Here is a 19,272-nt window from a genome sequence, read left to right as displayed (position 1 = left end):
AACATCGGGTTTTCAAGCGCCTGAAAAACGCAAAATAAAACAACTATTTATGCTGTCATAAAACCTAAGTACCCCTGGAGTACGACTCGCCCTGCCGGCGCAGAGGGCGCTGGGCGAGATCGGCGGTTCGCCGGTTCCGCAGTTACCCCGGATACTCAGGGAGATCAGCGTGAACAATAAGTTCTTCGCCATGACGGCAGCAGTTGCTGTCGCTGGCTCATTCGCGTTTGCCAATGCGGCTTCGGCACGCGACCAGGTTCAGATTGCGGGTTCGTCGACGGTTCTGCCTTATGCGAACATCGTTGCCGAGCAATTCGGCAAGACCTACGACAAATTCAAGACGCCGGTTGTCGAATCCGGTGGTTCCTCAGCTGGTCTCAAGCAGTTCTGCCAGGGCCTTGGCGAGAAGACGATCGACATCGCGAACGCTTCGCGCAAGATCAAAGACGCCGAAGTGAAGGCCTGCGCCGAAGCTGGCGTTAAGGACATCATGGAAATCCGCTTCGGTTATGACGGCATCGTTTTCGCGACGGACGCGAAGGGCGACGCCTGGGCGCTTGAGCCTAAGGACGTTTATCTGGCTCTTGCTGACAAGATTCCCGTTGACGGCAAGCTCGTAGACAACCCGAACAAGAAGTGGAAGCAGGTCAACGCAAAGCTCCCTGATTGGGACATCGTTGCTTACATTCCAGGCGAAAAGCACGGCACGCGCGAAGTCTTCGAAGTGAAAGTTATGGAAGAAGGCTGCAAGGCTTCTGGCGCTTACGACCTGCACAAGGCTGCCGCTGGCGACGACGAGAAGAAGGCCAAAAAGGCAGCTGAGAAAGCTTGCTTCAAGGTCCGTAAGGATGGCGGCACGGTCGACATCGACGGTGACTATACCGAAACGCTCGCACGTCTTCAGTCGAACCCGACCGGCGTTGGCGTGTTCGGTCTGTCGTTCTACGAGAACAACACCGACAAGCTGAAGGTCGCTACGATGAGCGGCATTGAGCCAAACGTTGAGACGATCTCGACCGGCAAGTATCCGGTTTCGCGCCCGCTCTTCTTCTACGTCAAGAAAGCGCACATCGGCACGATCCCTGGTCTCAAGGAATACGTCGAATTCTTCACGTCGACGAAGATGATCGGTCCTGACGGCCCGCTCGCTGAGTACGGTCTCGTTCCAATGCCGAAGAATGAACTTGATGAGCTGCAGAAGGCCGTCAAGTCAGAAGAGATCATGTAATTCGCCGGGAGGTGGGGCAGGGCTGCCCTGAGTAGCTTGGCCCCGCCTCTGGCGATGTCTGACATGGCATTTCGATCCGGGTCGCTGGCTGGTTAAGTCGCGGCCCGGGTTGACCCGGGTAAGAGACCCGAATGGGAAAAGTGAAAACGATGGCGAAGGCATATTTTGCACAGGGGGTCGTGTGTCTACCTCGATGATCCTACTCGGATTGCTGATAGCAGCAGCCCTTGCTTACATCGTCGGTATCGTCCGGTGCCGCGCTTCTACAGGCGGTGATGTCGCGAAATTGCATTCGCGGACCGGCTATTATGGTTCCTACCTTGCGATCTGGACCGTTCTTCCCGCACTTTTCTTAACGATCATATGGGCTGCCGCAGAGCAGCCAGTCATCCGCCACTTGGTCGAGACCTCATTGCCGGCGCACGCTGCCGGGGTAGAGAACGATGCACTGATGTCGCTGACATTGGGCCGCATTAATTCCGTCGCCGAAGGCCTGCCAAAACTGTCTCAGAGTGAATTCAAAACCATAGAAAATGCCCGCCTCGGGTTTACGCCCATGTTAGAGGCGCAACGCCTACTGCAGGAAAAAGGCGTGATTCTGGGGGCGGAGCCTGAACCCTACATAATCTCTGCGGCCTACGACGAGGTCATCTACAGACATACGAGCAGCTGGTTGATCACTGGCCTCGCCGCACTCGCCGCATTGGCTGGATTTGTCTACGGCTTCACGCAAATTAGGCCACGCCTGCGGGCCCGAAACACAGTTGAAAGGGTGGTTCTCGCGGCCCTTATCGGAGCCTCGACGGTCGCGATTCTGACGACTGTTGGGATCGTGTTCTCGGTGCTCTTTGAAACGATCCACTTCTTCCAATCTGTCCCCACTTTCGACTTCTTCTTCGGAACTGTCTGGGACCCACGCTTTACGTCCGCAGGTCGCGAAGGTGGTGCCAGCGGTCAATTCGGCCTTCTGCCCTTGCTGTGGGGCACGCTCTTCATCTCCTTTGTGGCTCTGGCCGTGGCGGTTCCCATTGGGCTGTATTCGGCGATCTACATGTCGGAATACGCCGGACCGAAGTTCCGTGGCTTTGCCAAACCGCTGCTTGAGATCCTCGCTGGCATCCCCACCATCGTCTATGGCCTGTTCGCATTGATCACGTTCGGACCGTTCCTACGCGACACAGGCGCCATGGTGGGTCTGGATATTGCCGCTTCGAGTGTGCTGACGGCGGGCATCGTGATGGGGATCATGATCATCCCCTTCGTCTCGTCGCTGTCCGACGATATTATTTCCGCAGTGCCACAGTCGCTGCGCGAAGGATCATACGGCCTTGGCGCGACGAAATCGGAAACGATCCGCAAGGTCGTCCTGCCTGCTGCTTTGCCAGGTATTGTGGGTGCGGTCCTCTTGGCGGCGTCCCGCGCCATCGGCGAGACGATGATCGTCGTGCTTGCCGCTGGTATCGCGGCGAACCTCACGCTCAACCCGTTCGAGTCGGTGACCACAATCACCGTCAAGATCGTCAGTCAGTTGACCGGTGACCTTGAGTTCAATAGCCCGCAAACGCTGGTTGCGTTCGCACTCGGCCTGACGTTGTTCGTGATCACGCTCGCCCTTAACGTCTACGCGCTCTATATCGTGCGCAAATATAGGGAGCAGTACGAATAATGGCGACGACACAGGATACCCTGCACGCGGCCGCCGACGGTCGTAAGCTCAATGATCCGGCTATGCTCAAGCGCCGCTACGCAGCGGAATGGCGGTTCAAGGCATACGGGCTCGGTGCTTTGGGCATAGCGCTCTTCTTTCTCGTGGTACTCTTCTACTCGATTATCTCTCAAGGCTGGACGGCATTCCTGCAAACGAACATTAAGCTGGAGGTCGCGCTCAACGAGGCGGACTTTCAGGACGCAGATGGCCAAATTACTGAACAGTCGATCCGTGTAGCCGACTACACGAAGATGGCGCGCGACGCCCTTCAGAGTACGCTCGGTCTGGAAAGTCCCACACGCCCAGAGAAGCGAGATTTGCGCGGTCTGCTGTCTCGCGGCGTTGATGTGCAGATCCGCAACAAGATCGAATCGGATCGCAGCTTGATCGGTCAGACCGTGCCCGTCTGGGTTCTCGCCAACGGTGAGGTAGATGCCCTTATCAAGGGCTCGATCGATCGCAACACCCCTGAGGAGCGTCGCCAGCTCAACAACAAGCAGTTGGCGTGGATCGACAAGCTTATAGCCGAAGGGCGCCTGGAGAAGCAGTTCAATACAGGCCTCTTCACTTATGGCGCATCTAGCCAGCCGGAAACCGCCGGCCTCGCCGTCGCGCTTATCGGCTCATTCTTCATGATGCTGATTGTGGCACTCGTTGCGGTTCCCATCGGTGTAGCGGCCGCAGCCTACCTGGAAGAATTCGCGCCAAAGAACACGTTTACCGACATCATCGAGGTTAATATCAACAACCTCGCTGCGGTCCCGTCCATCGTGTTTGGCCTGCTCGGATTGGCGGTTTTTATTAACTTTATGGGCCTGCCACGATCAGCTTCCCTGGTCGGAGGTCTCGTGCTATCGCTCATGACACTGCCGACCGTGATCATTGCGACGCGCGCCGCTATTCGCGCTGTGCCGCCATCGATCCGGGAGGCTGCGCTAGGTGTTGGCGCGTCGAAGATGCAGACCTTGTTCCACCACGTACTGCCGTTGGCGCTTCCCGGTATTCTAACGGGAACCATCATCGGTCTTGTTCAAGCGCTTGGTGAGACTGCACCGCTTCTGATGATCGGCCTCGTGGCGTTCGTTGTCGACTATCCGACAACGCCCTTGGACCCGGCGACGGCTTTGCCGGTGCAGATTTACATGTGGGCGAGTTCCGCCGAGCGCGGGTTCGTCGAGCGAACGATGGGCGCGACGATTGTCCTGCTGATGTTCCTCTTCGTGATGAACGCAGCGGCCGTCTACCTGCGGCGCAAATTCGAACGGAAATGGTAATTGAGATTGGCGGCTGATATGGAACAGATTGCAACCAGCACAACGGCGGAAACCGCACCTATGAGCGGCGTCGCCAACGGCGAAGCTCCAAAGGTCACGGCGCGTGATGTTTGCGTTTTCTACGGTGCCAAGCAGGCTCTGTTTGATGTAAACCTCGACGTTCCGCGCAACTCCGTGACGGCGCTGATTGGCCCCTCGGGCTGCGGTAAGTCAACGTTCCTGCGCTGCTTAAACCGCATGAACGACACGATCCCGATCTGCCGGGTAACTGGTAAGATCGAACTCGATGAGCAGGACATCTACGATCGCGATCTCGACGTCGTGGAGTTGCGCGCCCGCGTTGGCATGGTCTTCCAGAAACCGAATCCATTCCCCAAGTCGATCTTCGACAACATTGCGTATGGGCCGCGCATTCACGGCCTCGTTCGCGACAAAACCCACCTCGAAGAGATCGTTGAAACGAGCCTTGAAAAGGCGGGTCTCTGGAAAGAAGTCAAAGATCGCGTCCATGAGCCCGGTACGGGCCTCTCGGGCGGCCAGCAGCAGCGTCTCTGCATTGCTCGAGCCATCGCCACGACCCCAGACGTTATCCTCATGGACGAACCCTGTTCGGCACTCGACCCGATCGCAACAGCGAAGGTTGAAGAACTGATCCATGAACTGCGCCAGAACTACACGATCGTAATCGTGACGCACTCCATGCAGCAGGCGCGTCGCGTCTCGCAGAAGACGGCGTTCTTCCACATCGGTTATCTCGTGGAAGTGGGCGATACAGAGCAGATCTTTGAAAACCCGCAGGACAAGCGGACTCAGGATTATATCATGGGACGCTTCGGCTAAGCCTAAACTGGCCGGGAACTGACCCGCGATATTGGCGGCGAGACCCCAGGGGGGTGGTTTGCCAAAAGGAGAAGAGCGATCATGGTCGGCGATTCATCGCAAACCGTGAAATCTTACGAAGAGGAGCTTGCCCTCCTCGACAAATCGATAGCCCAGATGGGTGGCTTGGCTGAGCACGTCCTCGGCCTTGCCTTCGATGCGTTGGAGCGGCGTGACCCGCATCTCGCCGAGAAGGTGGTCGAAACCGATCGGCAGATCGACGCCCTCGAGCGGGGCATCGAGGCGAAAGTCGTCGCGATGATCTCCCGGCGTCAACCGAGCGCTGGGGAACTCCGCCATATCCTCGGGGCCATGCGTATCGCGAGCGATCTCGAACGCATTGGCGATCTCGGGAAGAACATTGCAAAGCGCGCGCACGCCATCGCCAGTCAGCCCCATCCCAAGCCGTTGATCACGGGGCTGCGTCATATGGTGGAACTCGCGCTCAGCCAGCTTAACGACGTTCTCGATGCCTACGCGGAGCGCGATGCCGAGCGCGCGCTTGCGGTCTGGCGCGATGATGAGAAACTCGATGCTGTCTACAACTCTTTGTTCCGCGAACTCCTCACCTACATGATGGAGGATCCGCGCAACATCGGGATTTCCACGCATCTTCTGTTTGGCGCTAAGAACATTGAGCGCGTTGGAGATCACACAACCAATATCGCTGAGACCATCCAATTCTTGGTCAGCGGCGAGGCCATATCCGACGATAGGCCGAAGAGTGACGACACCAGTACGACGCTGATCACGAGTCAGGGTGCAGTAAACGGGTCGCATACCTAATCGCTCAATGACCGGAAAATTGGATCATGTCAGCTAAGGTCTTGATCATAGAAGACGAACTTCCGCTTGCTGAACTCCTCCGTTACAATTTGGAAGCCGAGGGCTATCGGGTCAGCCACGCCGAAACCGGTGAGGAAGCAGAGATTATGGTCTCTGAGGAACTGCCCGATCTCATGGTTCTGGATTGGATGCTACCGTCAGTGTCAGGCATTGAGCTGTGCCGTCGGATGCGGTCCAAAGCCGAGACGCGTAACGTCCCCATCGTCATGCTGACCGCGCGCGGCGAGGAAGCTGACCGCATTCGTGGTCTCTCTACCGGCGCCGACGACTACGTGGTCAAGCCCTTCTCGCTTCCTGAACTGATGGCACGCGTGAAGGCCATTCTGCGGCGGGCTGCACCGGAACGGACGGCCGAGGTTCTCCGCGTAGCCGAGGTCGAACTCGACCGTGCCGCCCACAAGGTGTCTCGCGGTCTTCGGGAAGTTCGCTTGGGGCCGACGGAATTTCGCCTCCTCGAATTTCTTATGGAAAGTCCCGGGCGCGTCCTCTCCCGTTCGCAATTGCTGGATGGCGTCTGGGGGCGCAACGCCTTCGTCGATGAGCGGACCGTTGACGTCCACATCGGAAGATTGCGCAAAGCGTTAATCCGCGGCAAAGAGCGCGACCCTATTCGCACGGTGCGCGGCGCTGGATACGTGTTCGGTGAGCGCACAACCAATCGCCAGTTTCACTTTTGACGAAAGATTACAACGCGGGACCAACATTAGGATGATGTGGGCTCCCGCGTGGCACATTATTGATTGCTTTTTAATTTCAATGCCCAGGGCAGGTGCGCCCGGCGTCTAAAGCCGTTTATTAGCGGCAATCAGCAAGCTTCTTTTCCGCCTGAATGCCCAATGAACACCATATTGCATGCGGGTTCAGTCGATCTCTGCCATTTTTCTCCTCCATGATCGTCGCCGGTAACCATGAGGCGCACTTTTTGTTCGTTCGGGACGCTGGTCATCAGTCGGAAATTCTGCGCCAGCGACGGAAATCACCATACCTCTGACGTTAAGCAGAGCGAAAGTGATGGAGGGGAAGGAAATGCGGCTGATAACCCGCGCAATTTCGGGGCTTATGATCGTCGCCGTTACCTTGGGACTATTGGGGGTCGCGGGGTGGCGTGTGCATTCAGTGATGACGGCCGAGAAGTCAGGCCGCAAAATGCAAGCCCGAGAGCGCGAGTTTTCCGTGCAAGGCGGTCAATTCGAAGCGCAAGATTTAACGCCAGTCATTACTGCATACGGCCAGATTCACGCGTGGGAGACGCTGGAAATCCGGGCCGCTGCGTCCGGGCCAATCACTGAGATCGCTGACAATTTCCGCGACGGTCGCGCAGTCGAGGCTGGTGAATTGTTGTTCCACATTGACCCCGATACGGCGCAACGGCGCGTCACCGACGCCGAGGCTGCCCTTATGCAGGCGCGCTCCGAACTCGCCGAAGCCGAGGCCGCTTTAAGCTACCTGCGAGCCGACGAAAATCTCGCCCGCACTCAACTTGACGTTCGGAAAGCGGATTTAGAGCGCAAGCAGCAACTCCATAAGAAAGATATCGTAACAGCCGCCACGCTGGACGAGTCGACAATGGCGGTCTCATCCGCTGAACAGTCGCTCGCGGCGAAGACGCAGGCAATTGTAGCGGGTGAAGCTCTCAATGATCGCGCACAAAAGAACCTCGAGCGCGCTGGCATCGCATTGAAGGATGCCGAACGCGCGCTGCGTGACACAAGCTACCGCGCACCCTTTGCCGGCCGTTTGACATCGGTCGCAGCCACCCTCGGCCGCCGCGTCTCGCAAAACGAAAAGCTAGCCGACCTTATTGATCCCACCGCTCTGGAGGTTTCTTTCCGCGTGCGCAACAGCGAATTTGCGCGCTTAATTGATCCGAACGCGCCAGATAGGATCCTCCGCCAGCCCATCAAGGCACGTCTGGATCTGCAAGGCTATACGGTCGAAGTTGAGGGCGTTCTCGATCGGCCTGCTGCCGTCGTTGACATCAATCAGGGCGGGAGGACTGTGTTTGCGCGCTTGAAGGGCGTCGCATTGTCGGCGTTGCGTCCAGGTGACTTCGTCACCGTCGAGGTTTTTGAGCCAAGGCTACAGAACGTTGCTCTGGTTCCTCACTCCGCTGCCACTGAAGATGGGCGCATGCTTATTATCGAGGGTGATCGCCTCGCAGAGGTCAAGGTCGACATTAAACGCCGTCAATCGGACGGTCTCATCGTCAGCGGCTTTCCGGCGGATAAGAGCTACGTGATCACACGCATGCCCTATCTTGGTCCCGGCATCAAAGTGAAGCCACCAAGGCAGCAACCGAAGGACGGCAGCTCAGACCCCGCGATCGCGGCCCTACCTCAGCCCGACAACCTGGTCGCACTGAGCGAAGAGCAACGCGTCGCCCTGATCAAGCATGTTCGCAGCTCCACGCGCATGTCGGAACAGCGTCGCAAGGAAACAATTGAGGCACTGTCCAACGCCACCGCGCCGAAGGACCTGGTTGATCGCCTGCAGCGGCAACTCCAGCGTCGGGAGAGCCGCTCATGAGCGCGCACAATGCACCCCACGATCGCGGCGGCATGAGCAACACCGGCTTTATTGGATACTTCGTACGGCACCGCACAGCGGCGAACCTTCTCCTGACGCTTATTGTTGTCTGTGGCGTCGTGGCCGGGCTCCGTATCCGTGCGCAGTTCTTCCCCGATATCGCCATTGAGACCGCGACCGTAAGCATCGTTTGGCGCGGCGTCGGTCCCAAGGAAATGGATGACGCGATTGTCGCGCGCGTCGAGCCGAAATTGCGGGCCATTGAAGGCGTCAAAACTGCAAAGGCCGTCGCGCGAGAAGGCGCAGCATCATTCACGCTCGAATTCCAGCCCGGTTGGGACATGGCAACCGCCATGGACGAGGTGAAAGCGGCTGTCGACGAAGTGCGCGACCTGCCTGAAGACGCCGAAGAACCGGTCATCAAGCGCAAGCGTTGGCATGACACGGTCACCGACGTCGTAATTTCTGGCGACGTTGGCATCGGATTGCTTGAGCGTTACGCCGAACAGCTCAAGACGCGATTGTTCCAACTGGGAATTACCAACACGGAGATCGACGGGATATCGGACCCTGAAATCCGTATCGACGTTCGCCCGGAAGCGCTCGAGCGTTATGGCATCACCCTTCAAACGGTTGCGAACGCCATCAAATCTGAGACCGGGACGCAGCCCGTTGGAGAAATCCACAAAGGTGCTGCACGGATACGCACAGCCGCACAGGAATTGACGGCCTCTGCGGTCGGCGCCGTCGCGGTGCGGTCGTTGCCCGATGGCACGAAACTCCGCGTTGCCGACATTGCGAACATTATCGAAGAAGGTCTTGATCGCGAAATCGCCATGTATCACCAGGGTGTCCCTGCCGTGGTGCTGGACATCAGTCGCGATGCCAACGGCGATGCCATCCGCATGCAGCGTCAAGTGGAAGCCGCGATCGCAGAATTTCAACCGACGCTTCCGGAGGGCGTAAAGGTCTTCCTCGCACATCCGCGGGCGCAACAAATCATCGACCGTCTTGACCTGCTGATTGACAACGGCATCACCGGCCTGGCCATCGTTGTCGTATTGCTATTCCTGTTCCTCAACGCCCGCACGGCGGTGTGGGTGGCCGCGGGCATCCCCGTCGCGATGGCGGCAACCGTGGGCCTGATGTACGCCTTCGGCTTCACCTTCAACATGATCTCGCTGTTTGCGTTGATCATCTGCCTCGGCATCGTTGTCGACGACGCCATCATTATCGGCGAGCACTCCGACCACCTCGCACGTAAGGGGCTCTCGCCTGCGGTGGCTGCCACAACGGCGGCAGAACGCATGCTCGCGCCGGTGTTCTCAGCTGCGATCACGACCGTCATCGCTTTCGGTGTGCTCTCCCTGATCGGGGGACGCTTTGGCCGCATGCTCTCGGATATGCCGTTCACCGTTGCGGTCGTTCTGCTGGCAAGCCTGATGGAGTCGTTCCTGATCCTGCCAGCCCACATGCGGCACGCCTTGATGCATACAGGTCAGCGCTCTTTCATCGACCTGCCGAGCGAATACGTAAACCGGGGCTTTGCATGGTTTCTCGAACGCGTATTCCGGCCATTGATGCGTATCGTGATGACGTTGCGTTATCCCGTCGTCGCCGCTGCCGTCCTTCTGCTGGCTTTCTCGGTGACGGCGCTGATGGATCGTACAGTGACCTGGCGCTTTTTCTCATCGCCGGAGCGCCCGACCGTGCGGGCCAACCTCGCGATGACGGAAGGGGCCACCCGCGCCGACACCCGGGCGATGATTGCCGAACTGGACCGAGCGTTGAAGGCGGTGAATGACCGCTATGAGAAGGAGTACGGCACGGCTCCCGTGAAAATGGCGCTCGCTAAACTCGGCGGGAATACCGGGCGCGGCTTGAAGGGGGCGGACACGAAGGAACCCGATCAGTTGGCCGGCTACGATATCGAGCTGATTGATCCGGATCTGCGTCCTTATTCCGCCGCTCAGTTTATTGCCGACTGGGAAGCGGAAGTCCGCCCGACACCATTCTTGGAGACACTCGCTTTACGCGGGGACCGATCCGGGCCGGGCGGCGATGACATCAGCGTCCTTCTCGCTGGATCTGATGAAAACGTCTTGAAATCAGCCGCAGAAGCGCTGAAGGCCAGCCTCGCGAGATTCCCTGCAGCCACCGGCGTCGAAGACGATCTGGCATATGATAAGCCAGAACTCGTCGTGACCTTGACGCCGAAAGGCGAAGCATTGGGCTTCACCACAGAGACGGTGGCCCGGGCATTGCGCGAACGCCTCGACGGTATCGAGGCCGTCACGCTGGCACGCGGATCGCGCGAGATTATAGCCAGGGTTCGGCTGTCCGACGCCGACACAGGCCGAGATTTCTTGCATCAAGCCTTTTTGCCCATCCCCGATGGCGGCTTTGCTCCGATCAATGAGATCGCCACGATCACGGAATTGCATGGCTTCTCATCAATCCGCCGCGAGAACGGTTTGCGTCGCGTAACCGTCTCCGGTGATCTCCCTGATGATGCCGTCGCCGCGGAAGAAGTCATGAGAGCTTTGCGGGATGAAATCCTTCCCGGGATCGCGGGCCAGTTCGGTGTGGAGTGGTCCATGGGAGGGCTGGCCGAGCAGGAGGGAGAGTTCTTCACCGAGGCTTTGACCGGTTTCCTCCTGGCGATGGTGGGAATTTACGCCGTGTTGGCCTGGGTGAACGGGTCCTGGACACGTCCCGCTACCATAATGCTCGTTATTCCGTTCGGCCTTATTGGCGCGATTTGGGGGCACTGGCTGCACGATGTCCCGATGAGCATGTTTTCGGTCGTGGGCTTGATCGGGATGGCGGGTATCATAATCAATGACTCCATCGTACTCGTAACGACTGTTGATGAGCGTGCTACGCGCCAGGACATGACGAGTGCAATCGTCGACGGCACGTGCGACCGCTTGCGGGCGATCTTCCTGACAACGGCAACAACTGTTGGCGGTTTGGCTCCGCTGGCGTTCGAAACGAGCCGGCAAGCCTTGTTCTTGAAGCCGACGGTGCTGTCACTCGGCTATGGGCTTGGCTTCGGCATGTTGCTCGTGCTGCTCGTCACGCCGTCCATGCTGGCGATACAGCATGATATCGGCATGAGCCTCAAGAGCTTCCGGCGCTATGCAAAGGTTCGCCGCCGGGCGCGCAGCGGAGCACGCTTGGCGCGGGTCGCCAGCTGAGCGATGCGGCCGATCCTTGAATAAAAAAGGTTGGTTGCCCGTAGGCAACCAACCTTCCCCCGCTGCCTAGCGCCCACTGAGAGGTGCTGGCAAAATTCCCTCTAAACAAAATCAGGCGTCAGTCGTTTCCGTTTCATTGCGGGCTTCATTGCGCGCCAAGGCAACACGAACTGTTTCGACCTGCTCGCGCTCGCGACGCCGCGGTTGCGGCGGCTGGAACGCACGCCGGGCGTGGTGTTCGCAGTACGGAAGACCAGGAACTTTATCCTTCCCGCAGAAATGGAACTCAGCCGTTTGCGGATCGCCGATTGGCCAACGGCAGCACGATCCAGTCAGTGTCTGGATGCTTTTGCGTTCAGCCATCGGAATTACAAGTTCTTCGACGGTTGGGGTGAATGGCTCGGCGTCCGGAGAATAAAGTGCACGGACAGCAGGATTGCCATTGGTCGGAAAACGGGCCGGACGGGTCTGCCGCTTGGCAGCGTTTGCCAGGCGGGGTCGCGGGCGGTGCGACTTTATCCGCGAAGTCGTTGCCCGACCGGACAATCCCAGCCGATGCACTTTGCCGATGACTGCGTTGCGCGTTACGCCGCCGAGACGTCCGGCGATCTGGCTCGCGCTCAACCCCTCCGACCAGAGCCTCTTAAGAAGCTCAACTCTTTCGTCGGTCCAGGCCATGCTTGTCGCTCCCTTGAGAATCACATCACAATCGCGCTCCACCCGAAGGGGGCGCGGAAAAAGACCGACCGGCCGAAATGGCGCTCGAAAACGCGCTATAAGGCGCGCAATGAGCGGAACTCATGCCGACGCAATCGGATTACGAACGCTACTTGGAAGTACGCTTGACAAACTCACGCGAAACAAAAGGGGCGCTACTCAGCCACCAAACGCGTGCGGGACGAAAACTCTGTGGCGTCGCCAACTCAGCGACATCTCGTGCCCGGACCCCTTCACAGTACAACATCCAGATTTCGCGCTACAAGCATTGAGGTTCGGGTAAGACACCCGTTGACAACGCCACGTGGCGTCTTCGCAACACAAATGATTCGTACGGCAGTGTTTTGGCGAGCACCGAACACTGCTATAGAGCTAACCCCGGAAAGTACGCGGAGCCATAACGGTCTGCGTTGACAGGTGCTAATATGCCGCTTATCTCATGGGCTTCCGTGGGCCGCCGGCAAAGGCGGCCATTTTTATTTGGTACAGGAGGGATCAGTTCGCATGACTGAGCCCCTGACAGCTGCGCCGGCAGCAGGAGCGAATAGCCAAAACTCCCCGGTATTAATGTTCACCTACGCGCGCCAGGATGTTGCCTTTGTGCGCGGCGAAGGGGCTTGGCTGTTTGCCGCTGACGGCGAGCGCTATCTCGACTTCGGTTCCGGCGTTGCTGTCAACGTGCTGGGGCATGCGCACCCTCATCTTGTCGAGGCCCTGACCGAGCAGGCAACGCAGCTCTGGCACACGTCTAATCTCTACCGGAGCCCCGGTCAGGAACGGTTGGCGCAGCGTTTGTGTGCGACGACCTTCGCCGACAGGGTCTTTTTCTGCAATTCCGGCACTGAAGCGTGCGAGGGCGCGATCAAGGCTGCCCGCCGCTACCACTATGTTAATGGGCATCCGGAACGCTGGCGGGTCATTACCTTTGAAGGCGCCTTCCACGGCCGCACGCTGACGGCGTTGGCCGCAGCAGCCAATCCGAAATATCTGGAAGGTTGCGGCATCGCAGCAGACGGCTTCGACAACATACCCGTATCGGAGCCCGAAGCGCTGCAAGCGGCTATCGGTCCCGAGACGGCCGCCATCATGGTCGAGCCGGTCATGGGAGAAGGCGGCGTCAGAGTGGTCCCGGCAGAAGACCTGCAGCTGATGCGGGCGCTCTGTGACGAGCACGGTCTGCTTTTGATTTTTGATGAGGTGCAAACGGGTGTTGGGCGTACCGGGCGGCTGTTTGCCCACGAGCACGCAGGCATAGAGCCCGATATTATGGCCATAGCCAAAGGGATCGGCGGCGGCTTTCCGCTTGGCGCGATCCTGGCCACCGAAAAGGCGGCATCAGGCATGACCGCAGGATCCCATGGGTCCACATTCGGGGGCAATCCTCTGGCAATGGCTGTCGGCAACGCCGTCTTGGACGTTGTCTTGGAACCTGGGTTCTTGGAAGAGGTGTCCCGCAAGGCCGCGCGCTTGCGTCAATCCCTCGCTGAAATCAAAGACCGCTTTTCTGACCTGGTTCTAGAGGTTCGGGGCGAAGGCTTGTTGATGGGCCTGAAGCTCAATCCCGATGTTCCCGTAGCCGATTGCGTCAAGGCGGCGCTCGCTGAGCACCTTCTTCTAATCACCGCGAGCGACAACGTCGTTCGGATTCTCCCACCGTTGAACATCAGCGAAGACGACATCGTAGAAGGCACAGCTCGCATAGCCCGTGCCCTTTCGAAGCTTACTGTACCTGCCCGCTAGCAACCCTAATCTTTTCCGCACTTGGAGATCGACTCCGAGCCATGGCCGTTCGCAATTTTATTGATCTAGATAACATCGACGCAGCTATTCTGCGCACGATCCTCGATTCCGCCCACGCTATGAAGCGCGCCGGTAAGCGTGTTCCAGACAAATTGCGTCCGGCCGGCATTGAAGACGACGTGCTCGTCATGATCTTCGAAAAGCCCTCGACGCGCACACGTGTCTCATTCGATGTCGCCATGCGTCAGCTCGGCGGGCAGACAATCGCGCTCAACCACACGGACCTGCAGTTGGGGCGCGGGGAAACGATCGCGGATACGGCGCGTGTTTTGTCGCGGTACATCGACGCCATCATGATCCGCGCGAACAGTCATGACACCGTGATGGAGCTGACGCGTTACGCAACCGTTCCCGTGATCAATGGTCTGACCGACCGTAGCCATCCCTGTCAGGTCATGGCGGATCTGATGACATTCGAAGAGGCCAAGGGCCCGTTGAAGGGGCGGTCTGTAGCGTGGGTGGGTGACGGAAACAACGTCGCGGCCTCCTGGATGCATGCAGCTGTGAAGTTCGATTTCGAGCTGCGCATTGCGTGTCCCGAAGAGCTGCGGCCCGATCCTGATGTCACCGCCTGGGTCAAGCGCGAGAAGGGCCGTGTTCTGATCACAGATAGCGCAGAGGAGGCTGTCGACGGCGTCGATTGCGTAGTGACGGATACCTGGGTTTCAATGGGCCAGAGCGATGCGCCGCGTCGCAAAACGCTGTTGGCGCCATACGTGGTGGACGACGCATTGATGAGCAAATCAGCAAGCGACGCGATATTCATGCACTGCTTGCCGGCGTATCGCGGGCATGAAGTCACTGAAGAGGTCCTCGAAGGACCTCGTTCAGTGGTCTTTGACGAGGCCGAAAATCGATTGCACGCGCAAAAGGCCATTCTGGCCTGGTGTCTTGGAGGATAGAGGGATTGGCTGCTGGGCAGGATGCAGAGCGCATCGCCGGGATTAACGGATCGGCAATCCCAGATGATCTGGTCATCCCGTTTCGGACCGTCCGTTCCGGTGTAGCCGGGCGGCTTGTGCGCCTGGGCAAGAGCGTAGACCGTATTCTGCAACGTCACAGCTATCCCGCGGCTGTCGGACAGGCGCTTGGTGAGGCTTTGGCGCTGACGGCGCTTTTGGGAACGGGATTGAAGATCGAAGGACGACTGATCCTGCAAACGAAGAGCGATGGAGCTCTCGGATTGGTCGTCGTGAACTACGATACGCCCGGACATTTACGCGGTTACGCCAGTTTCGATGCAGAGCGCACTGCGGAGATTTCAAACGGCAATGGTGTCGTTGATCCAGAGGCCCTCTATGGCACGGGCCATCTCGCTATGACGATTGACCCTGGCGGTGACATGGATAGATACCAGGGGATCGTTGCGCTGGAGGGCCAGCCGCTGACCGATGCCGCGCTCACCTACTTCCGTCAGTCTGAACAGCTGCCGACGTTCCTGCGGCTGGCCGTTGCTCGTGTTTATGTCCCGGGCGAGAACGAAGGTGCCGATGATTGGCATTGGCGGGCGGGCGGCCTACTTCTGCAAAATCTCGCGCGAGAGGGCGGCCAGGGCCTGGATGAGAACTTCAGTGAGAGCGAAGCCGAGCCCTATGGAGAGGCACTACCGCTCGAAGATGACGATGATGACGGCTGGCAGCGCACACGCATTTTGGCAGCTACCGTCGAAGATCATGAGTTAATCGACCCGATGTTGGCGCCCGATCGGCTATTGTACCGGCTCTTCCACGAGGAGGGTGTGCGGGTTCACGACGCCCACGCGATCGAGGAACGGTGCCGCTGCTCGCGCGAACGCGTCGAGTCCTTCCTGCGTAGGTTTGAGGGCGCTCAACTTGATGAGATGCGCGAGCCTGACGGAGCAATTTCTGTAACCTGCGAATTCTGCAGCACAACCTATCGCTTCGAGCCGGGTGAAATCGGCTAAAGCGGGTTCGTCCTCAGTTGACCTTCGCGATTAAGGGACCCGGCTGTGCGTCTGCACTATTGTGCGGCAGGCGGGAATCTTAGGCCGATAGCCGATCAGAGAGCCGCCCCAAAAATTCCATACACCGGTCAAGCTCGCTGGCTTCGATCCATTCGTTCGCAGTGTGCGCCTGCGCGATATCGCCGGGACCGCAAACAACGGATGGCGTGCCTGCATCTTGGAACAGACCGGCTTCCGTCGCATAGGAAACCGCGTGGGTATGGTTGCTCTCGGCTAATTCCAGCGCCAATGACACCACCGGTGAATCGGCATCGACTGCAAACGGCGGAACACAGTTGGTTTGCTGGATACTGATTCCGGCTTCTTTGGCAACAGCGTGCATTGGCGCAAGCAGGCGGCTGGCGTAGTCCTTGACGCGTTGTTCGATGGCATTCGTGTGCAATCCGGGAAGCGCGCGCACTTCGAACCCAAAATTGCATGAGACGGGCACGATGTTCGTAGCAGTACCGCCCTTGATCAGCGTAACCTGCAATGTGGAATAAGGAGGATCGAAACGCGTGTCCCGACTGGTGTTTGCGAGATGCTCTTCAATCGCCGCGAGTTCTCCCAAAAGTCGGCCGGCATAGGAAATCGCGTTGACGCCCAATGGGGCCATGCTGGAATGGACAGCCCGGCCGTGCACGTCCACGTCCCATCTCACCGGACCTTTGTGCGCGGTTACAACACGCATTCCCGTTGGTTCGCCGACGATGACCATTTCAGGTTTGATGAGATCATTGCCCAAACGAGCAATCATTGGACGGACGCCTGTGCACCCGATTTCCTCATCGTAGGAAAACAGGATATGGACCGGTTTGCTGAGGCGCCGGCTTTGCAGCATCGGAACAGCCGCCAGCACACACGCAAGAAACCCCTTCATGTCCGTCGTGCCGCGTCCATAGATGCGGCCGTCACGCTCTGTCATCCGGAACGGATCGGTGTCCCAATTCTGGCCGGCTACCGGAACGACGTCGGTGTGCCCCGAAAGACCAATCCCGCCAATGTCCTGCGGCCCAATCGTCGCGTAGAGGTTTGCCTTGTCGCGCTCCTCATTAAAGGTGAGCGAGCTCGCCAGCCCATGCTGAGCCAGATAATCTTCGACAAAGCGTATCAGGGGCAGGTTCGTCTTATGGCTGGTGGTGTCGAAGCTGATGAGCCGATCAAGCAGCTCCTTTGCCGAATATGTTGGGCCGGGCATGAGCGCGTTGTTTCTCGCGTATAGTTGATCAAGTAAGGACGAGCGTCGGCAGGGGCATTGCGCAGTTCAGCAAACCCCGGGCGCGCTCAGTTCACCGAGTGAGTCTCGTAGGGGCAGTCGAGCGAAAAGGCTGGGATAGCAACGTCGAACAAGATGCCATCCTGATCGGCCATTTGATAGCTGCCCACCATGATGCCCGAAGGCGTTCCGAGCGGACATCCAGATGTGTAGGTGAAGGTTTCGCCGGGCCCGATAACGGGCGTTTGGCCGACAACGCCCGGCCCGCGCACCTCTTCGGTGACGCCGCGCGCGTCCGTAATTTGCCAGAACCGCGAACGAAGCTGCACGCGGTGTTCACTCTCGTTGGTTATTTCAACGGTATAGGCCCAGAAGAAATAACCCTCATCAGGCGAAGACTGGTCTTGGACGAACGCTGGCTCGACGCGAATCCGAATGCCGCGAGTGACTTTCTCATACATGTTAGTGCTGTTTTCCATGTGACGCGATCGTGTGACCGGACGGCGCCCCGCTTGCCCGAGAGGGGATTGTCCGCCACCCTTGCCTTCCGGTCAACACCGGCATCGGAAACCCGATGCGCGTTTTAGCTTCGTGCCGCGCGCACAGCCCGTTCGAGGTCAGCAGCCAAGTCATCTGGATCTTCAAGCCCGATCGAGAGCCGCACCATACCATCTGTGATCCCCAACTCGGCCCGAGCGTCAGGCGTAAGCCGCTGGTGGGTTGTGGTCGCGGGGTGCGTAACGAGGCTCTTGGCATCCCCAAGATTATTGGAGATCTTTATGATTTTCAGGCCGTTGAGGAATTTGAAGGCAGCCTCCTTGCCGCCATCCAGATAGACCGGAACGACCTGCCCGCCGCCCTTCATTTGCTTTTTAGCAACCTCGGCCTGCGGGAAGTCGGCCCGCGTCGGGTAGAGCACCCGCTGAACGCCGGAGAGTCCGACCAGATGATCTGCGAGCCGCGCCGCGGTGTCGCACTGCGCCCGAACGCGAAGCGCGAGCGTTTCGAGGCTTTTCAGCATAACCCAGGCGTTGAACGGGCTGATCGATGGGCCCGTCTGGCGGATGAAGGTGTGCAGATGGTCGTTGATATACTCCTTTGAGCCGAGAACGACACCGCCGAGGCAGCGGCCCTGACCGTCGATGTGCTTTGTCGCCGAATAGACGACAACGTCGGCGCCATGTTCAATCGGCCGCTGCAGCATTGGAGTTGCGAAAACGTTGTCGACGACCGTGACGGCGCCAATCCGCTTCGCGATGGCCGAAACCGCAGCGATATCGACTAGGGCAAGAGTTGGGTTTGCCGGCGTTTCAAAGAAGAACAGCTTGGTATTCGGCCGAACGGCTTCTTCCCAGGCATCAACGTTCGATCCGTCGACCAGAGTGGCTGAGATCCCGAAGCGTGGACAAAGATCCTCCACGACGTAGCGGCAGGAGCCGAACATTGCTGCCGACGCCACCACGTGATCCCCGGCCTTAAGGTAGCAAAGAAGCGCGGACGTAACCGCGGCCATACCCGTGGCCGTAGCCCGGGATTCTTCAGCGCCTTCCAGAAGCCGCATCCGCTCTTCAAACATCGTCACGGTCGGATTAGAAAAGCGGCTGTACTGATAGCCCGGTTCTTCGTTCTTGAAGCGACGCTCTGCCTGCTCGGCACTGTCGTAAACGTACCCCTGCGTTAAAAACAGGGCTTCCGATGTCTCGTTGAATTGAGAACGGAGCGTTCCGCCATGCACCAGCCGCGTCGCCATGGCAAAGTCTTCGCAATCAGCTTCTGGATCGATCGATTTCGGATTGGTCACGCGCTTCTCCCTTCGCATCAGTCAAGCTCTGCACCGCAATCGCGCGCAGAAATCGCCATGGACCGCCCAACGAGCGGACGTAACGGGCCCGCTGAGCGTCGCAACTAAGTGGGC

Annotated in this window: 15 protein-coding genes; 11 read left to right on the top strand and 4 right to left on the bottom strand. The window is 58.7% G+C overall.

What is annotated here, in order from left to right; translation table 11 throughout:
- The first annotated feature begins 190 nt into the window (after positions 1-190).
- From K5845_RS02465 to K5845_RS02430, 8 genes are all read left to right on the top strand, one after another.
- Positions 191-1,228, top strand: coding sequence for a PstS family phosphate ABC transporter substrate-binding protein (locus K5845_RS02465; protein ID WP_046480045.1), 1,038 nt, complete (start codon positions 191-193; stop codon positions 1,226-1,228).
- A 181-nt stretch (positions 1,229-1,409) separates the two neighbouring features.
- Positions 1,410-2,894: a phosphate ABC transporter permease subunit PstC gene (gene pstC / locus K5845_RS02460; protein ID WP_090226811.1), complete on the top strand. Its 1,485-nt coding sequence runs from the start codon at positions 1,410-1,412 to the stop codon at positions 2,892-2,894.
- 62 nt (positions 2,895-2,956) lie between these two features.
- Complete coding sequence (gene pstA, locus K5845_RS02455) at positions 2,957-4,210, top strand: phosphate ABC transporter permease PstA (protein ID WP_287958420.1); 1,254 nt, start codon at positions 2,957-2,959, stop codon at positions 4,208-4,210.
- Positions 4,211-4,270: 60 nt separating this feature from the next.
- Positions 4,271-5,050, top strand: coding sequence for a phosphate ABC transporter ATP-binding protein PstB (gene pstB / locus K5845_RS02450; RefSeq protein WP_046480047.1), 780 nt, complete (start codon positions 4,271-4,273; stop codon positions 5,048-5,050).
- A gap of 81 nt (positions 5,051-5,131) precedes the next feature.
- Positions 5,132-5,875, top strand: a complete 744-nt coding sequence (gene phoU, locus K5845_RS02445; RefSeq protein WP_046477375.1) for a phosphate signaling complex protein PhoU — start codon at positions 5,132-5,134, stop codon at positions 5,873-5,875.
- Positions 5,876-5,901: 26 nt separating this feature from the next.
- Positions 5,902-6,612, top strand: a complete 711-nt coding sequence (gene phoB, locus K5845_RS02440) for a phosphate regulon transcriptional regulator PhoB (protein ID WP_046477376.1) — start codon at positions 5,902-5,904, stop codon at positions 6,610-6,612.
- 349 nt (positions 6,613-6,961) lie between these two features.
- On the top strand, positions 6,962-8,461 hold the full coding sequence (locus tag K5845_RS02435) for an efflux RND transporter periplasmic adaptor subunit (protein WP_287958306.1): 1,500 nt from the start codon (positions 6,962-6,964) through the stop codon (positions 8,459-8,461).
- Positions 8,458-11,661 carry an efflux RND transporter permease subunit gene (locus K5845_RS02430; RefSeq protein WP_210183999.1) on the top strand — a complete coding sequence of 1,068 codons (3,204 nt, stop codon included), beginning with the start codon at positions 8,458-8,460 and terminating at the stop codon, positions 11,659-11,661. Before K5845_RS02435 ends, K5845_RS02430 begins: the two co-directional genes overlap by 4 nt.
- A gap of 111 nt (positions 11,662-11,772) precedes the next feature.
- On the opposite strand, the gene K5845_RS02425 is transcribed toward K5845_RS02430, so the two are convergent.
- On the bottom strand, positions 11,773-12,339 hold the full coding sequence (locus K5845_RS02425) for a GcrA family cell cycle regulator (protein WP_046480050.1): 567 nt from the start codon (positions 12,337-12,339) through the stop codon (positions 11,773-11,775).
- A 543-nt stretch (positions 12,340-12,882) separates the two neighbouring features.
- Between K5845_RS02425 and K5845_RS02420 the strand changes: the two genes are divergently transcribed.
- From K5845_RS02420 to K5845_RS02410, 3 genes are read left to right on the top strand one after another with little or no spacing between them, the layout of a single operon-like run.
- Entirely contained in the window at positions 12,883-14,118 is a 1,236-nt protein-coding gene (locus K5845_RS02420; RefSeq protein WP_502814116.1) for an aspartate aminotransferase family protein, read from the top strand.
- 41 nt (positions 14,119-14,159) lie between these two features.
- On the top strand, positions 14,160-15,080 hold the full coding sequence (gene argF / locus K5845_RS02415; RefSeq protein WP_046477378.1) for an ornithine carbamoyltransferase: 921 nt from the start codon (positions 14,160-14,162) through the stop codon (positions 15,078-15,080).
- A gap of 5 nt (positions 15,081-15,085) precedes the next feature.
- Entirely contained in the window at positions 15,086-16,102 is a 1,017-nt protein-coding gene (locus K5845_RS02410) for an Hsp33 family molecular chaperone (RefSeq protein WP_287958304.1), read from the top strand.
- 79 nt (positions 16,103-16,181) lie between these two features.
- Here the strand turns inward: K5845_RS02410 and argE are convergent, their stop codons facing one another.
- From argE to metZ, 3 genes are all read right to left on the bottom strand, one after another.
- Positions 16,182-17,339, bottom strand: coding sequence for an acetylornithine deacetylase (argE, locus tag K5845_RS02405; protein WP_287958302.1), 1,158 nt, complete (start codon positions 17,337-17,339; stop codon positions 16,182-16,184).
- Positions 17,340-17,425: 86 nt separating this feature from the next.
- Positions 17,426-17,818 carry a Co2+/Mg2+ efflux facilitator ApaG/CorD gene (gene apaG, locus K5845_RS02400; protein ID WP_046477380.1) on the bottom strand — a complete coding sequence of 131 codons (393 nt, stop codon included), beginning with the start codon at positions 17,816-17,818 and terminating at the stop codon, positions 17,426-17,428.
- Positions 17,819-17,940: 122 nt separating this feature from the next.
- Entirely contained in the window at positions 17,941-19,107 is a 1,167-nt protein-coding gene (gene metZ / locus K5845_RS02395) for an O-succinylhomoserine sulfhydrylase (protein ID WP_082101238.1), read from the bottom strand.
- Positions 19,108-19,272: the final 165 nt, after the last annotated feature.

Source organism: Filomicrobium sp., assembly GCF_025698805.1.
Lineage (GTDB): Bacteria > Pseudomonadota > Alphaproteobacteria > Rhizobiales > Hyphomicrobiaceae > Filomicrobium > Filomicrobium insigne.
Note: the sequence above shows the minus strand (reverse complement) of the source record. Positions and strands in the feature narration are given on the sequence as shown.

Excerpts from the sequence above, each read along its gene's own strand:
- phoB (WP_046477376.1), top strand. The coding sequence starts at position 5,902 with ATGTCAGCTAAGGTCTTGATCATAGAAGACGAACTTCCGCTTGCTGAA.
- phoU (WP_046477375.1), top strand. The coding sequence starts at position 5,132 with ATGGTCGGCGATTCATCGCAAACCGTGAAATCTTACGAAGAGGAGCTT.
- K5845_RS02435 (WP_287958306.1), top strand. The coding sequence starts at position 6,962 with ATGCGGCTGATAACCCGCGCAATTTCGGGGCTTATGATCGTCGCCGTT.
- metZ (WP_082101238.1), bottom strand. The coding sequence starts at position 19,107 with ATGGCGACGCGGCTGGTGCATGGCGGAACGCTCCGTTCTCAATTCAAC.
- argF (WP_046477378.1), top strand. The coding sequence starts at position 14,160 with ATGGCCGTTCGCAATTTTATTGATCTAGATAACATCGACGCAGCTATT.
- pstB (WP_046480047.1), top strand. The coding sequence starts at position 4,271 with ATGAGCGGCGTCGCCAACGGCGAAGCTCCAAAGGTCACGGCGCGTGAT.
- K5845_RS02425 (WP_046480050.1), bottom strand. The coding sequence starts at position 12,339 with ATGGCCTGGACCGACGAAAGAGTTGAGCTTCTTAAGAGGCTCTGGTCG.
- pstA (WP_287958420.1), top strand. The coding sequence starts at position 2,957 with ATGCTCAAGCGCCGCTACGCAGCGGAATGGCGGTTCAAGGCATACGGG.
- argE (WP_287958302.1), bottom strand. The coding sequence starts at position 17,339 with ATGCCCGGCCCAACATATTCGGCAAAGGAGCTGCTTGATCGGCTCATC.
- K5845_RS02465 (WP_046480045.1), top strand. The coding sequence starts at position 191 with ATGACGGCAGCAGTTGCTGTCGCTGGCTCATTCGCGTTTGCCAATGCG.
- K5845_RS02430 (WP_210183999.1), top strand. The coding sequence starts at position 8,458 with ATGAGCGCGCACAATGCACCCCACGATCGCGGCGGCATGAGCAACACC.
- K5845_RS02420 (WP_502814116.1), top strand. The coding sequence starts at position 12,883 with ATGACTGAGCCCCTGACAGCTGCGCCGGCAGCAGGAGCGAATAGCCAA.
- apaG (WP_046477380.1), bottom strand. The coding sequence starts at position 17,818 with ATGTATGAGAAAGTCACTCGCGGCATTCGGATTCGCGTCGAGCCAGCG.